Raw genomic sequence first — 2,423 nt, forward strand, 5'->3', positions numbered from 1 at the left:
TCAATGTCTTTGGCTGTTGAATTATATGCGTCGCCTACATTTCCACTTAATGTGTCTGATGTAGCTAGTTCATTGCCCTCTTCATCTACATATTTGACGGTCACATCTTGGCCAGCTACTGGATCAGTAACAGTAATTGGAACTCTAACCTTCGCAAAAGGATTAGAATTGGTAGAGTTACTACTTTTAATGGTAATATACCCATTACCTTTATGTGTTGCTACACCATTAGTTAATACGTTGTTGGAACTCCCATCATCATAGTAGGTAAACGTATGATTCGTAAAAAGTGCTTTGCCAGATTGTAAGCCTAGTTCTGTTTTATCTGGTGTCAATTGATTGAAGTTTGTATTTAATGGAATGACAATTCGATTACCTTTATATATTAATTGATCTTGCTGTTGATAATAACTCGTAGGTGGATTATCGTAAAATTCTAGTAAATTACCACCTGCATTAAAGTTATCAAAATAATTGGCTGGTACGTCAGAGGTAATTTGATTTCCTGTAGTTGATATAATTAATTTATGAGTACTTATATTACTCCAATTAGTAGTAAAAATATTATTAGGGAGTGATACTAGCTTTTGAAAACGGATATCAAGTCTGGTTAAATGAGAAGATAAATCAGTGATTTCTGCCGGGATTTCCGTGATATTTCCTTGGTTTATATCTAATTCTACTAAAGCTGGTAGTTGGAAAACAACCATAGGAAATTCCTGTAGATTATTTTGATTCACATTTAAAACAACAAGGTTTTTAAGTTGGCCAACACTATCAGGAACTTTTGCAATAGTTCCCCTATTCACCTTCAATTCCGTTAAGTTTTTATAATCCGATATTTTATCAGGAATAGTTGCTGCTCCAGTAATAGTTGGTAATTTTTTTATCGTTTCTAAGTCAGCTAGAGTTATATCCTCACGATTTTTGGATACTGCCTTTTCTGTAGCAACTATAAATGGTTCATTTCCATCTAATTCTTGCTCCAACCAAGAGGCTGCTTGGACCTTGGTTGTATGAAAAGAAATGACTGTCGCCATAATAATGAGACTAAAGGTTATTAAGAGAACCTTCTTCAATTTAAAATCAACACCTATCTAATTTTGTAAGTTGGTATTACCATATCATATAACTATGATGGCTAAACTGTAAAATACACAAATTGATAATGAATATATGGCGAAATGATGAAAAGCAATCAAAAAGAGATTTGGATAGTCCCTCTAAGGTTCTATCCAAATCCCTTTTTGAATTACTGACTCTAAGTTCAGTTTGTTAGCTTATTATTTATTTTTTTTCGTTTGACGTCTTGTTAGTAGTGCTGCGCCGAATAATAGAAGAACTAATCCAGCTAACATACCACTGTTTTGTGCGCTATCTCCTGTTTTTGGCAGGGAGGTTTTTTCTTTCGCTTGTTTGGTTGAATTTAATGAATCTGTTGGTTGAATACTCATTTTCCCTGTTGGAGTTACATTCGACTTACCATCTGTTGTTTTATCATTAGGTGTCGTTGGATCTTCTGGGACAGGGATGATAGTATCTGTCTTTTCTTCATACACATATGTGACGGTTTGTGCTGTATCACTAAATGTCCCAGTTGCGTTTGCTGGTGTTGTTTTCAAATTCCAGCCGTCAATATCTTTCGCAGTCGAAGTATAGGCGTCGCCTACGTTTCCACTTAATGTATCTGATACGGCTAGTTCATTGCCTGCCCCATCTACATATTGAACCGTCACATCTTGAGCAGCTACTGTCGCTTTTTCATAGACGTACGTGACGGTTTGTGCTGTATCACTGAACGTACCAATTGCATTTGCTGGCGTTGTTTTCAAATTCCAGCCATCAATGGATTTTGCGATAGAAATGTAGGTGTCGCCTATGTTTCCACTTAATGTATCTGATGAAGCTAATTCATTGCCTGCTGTGTCTACATATTGAACCGTCACATCTTGACCGGCTACTACTTCTTTTTCATAGACATAGGTTACTGTTTGTGCTGTATCACTGAATGTCCCAGTGGCGTTTACTGGTGTAGTTTCTAACAACCAACCGTCAATGTCCTTCGCAGTCGAAGTATATGCGTCACCTACGTTTCCACTTAATGTGTCTGATGTAGCTAGTTCATTGCCTTCTGTATCTATATATTGAACGGTCACATCTTGACCGGCTACTGCTGCTTTTTCATACACATAAGTCACGGTTTGTGCTGTATCACTGAATGTACCGTTTGCATTTGCTGGCGTTTCTTTTAGATTCCAACCGTCAATAGTTTTTGCAGTCGAAGTATATGTGTCGCCTACATTTCCACTTAATGTGTCTGATGTAGCTAATTCATTGCCTGCTGCGTCTACATATTTAACCGTCACATCTTGACCGGCTACTGCTGCTTTTTCATACACATAAGTCACGGTTTGTGCTGTATC

Annotated in this window: 2 protein-coding genes; both read right to left on the reverse strand. The window is 37.1% G+C overall.

Annotated elements, in window-relative coordinates:
- Positions 1-1,079: MucBP domain-containing protein (locus HCJ50_RS15520; protein ID WP_315984912.1), on the reverse strand; the 1,079-nt coding region annotated here is incomplete at its 3' end.
- A 204-nt stretch (positions 1,080-1,283) separates the two neighbouring features.
- Positions 1,284-2,423 (reverse strand): MucBP domain-containing protein (locus HCJ50_RS15525; protein ID WP_187127567.1); only part of this gene is annotated, 1,140 nt, incomplete at its 5' end.

The sequence above is a fragment of the Listeria immobilis genome (assembly GCF_014322765.1).
GTDB classification, from domain to species: Bacteria; Bacillota; Bacilli; order Lactobacillales; family Listeriaceae; genus Listeria; species Listeria immobilis.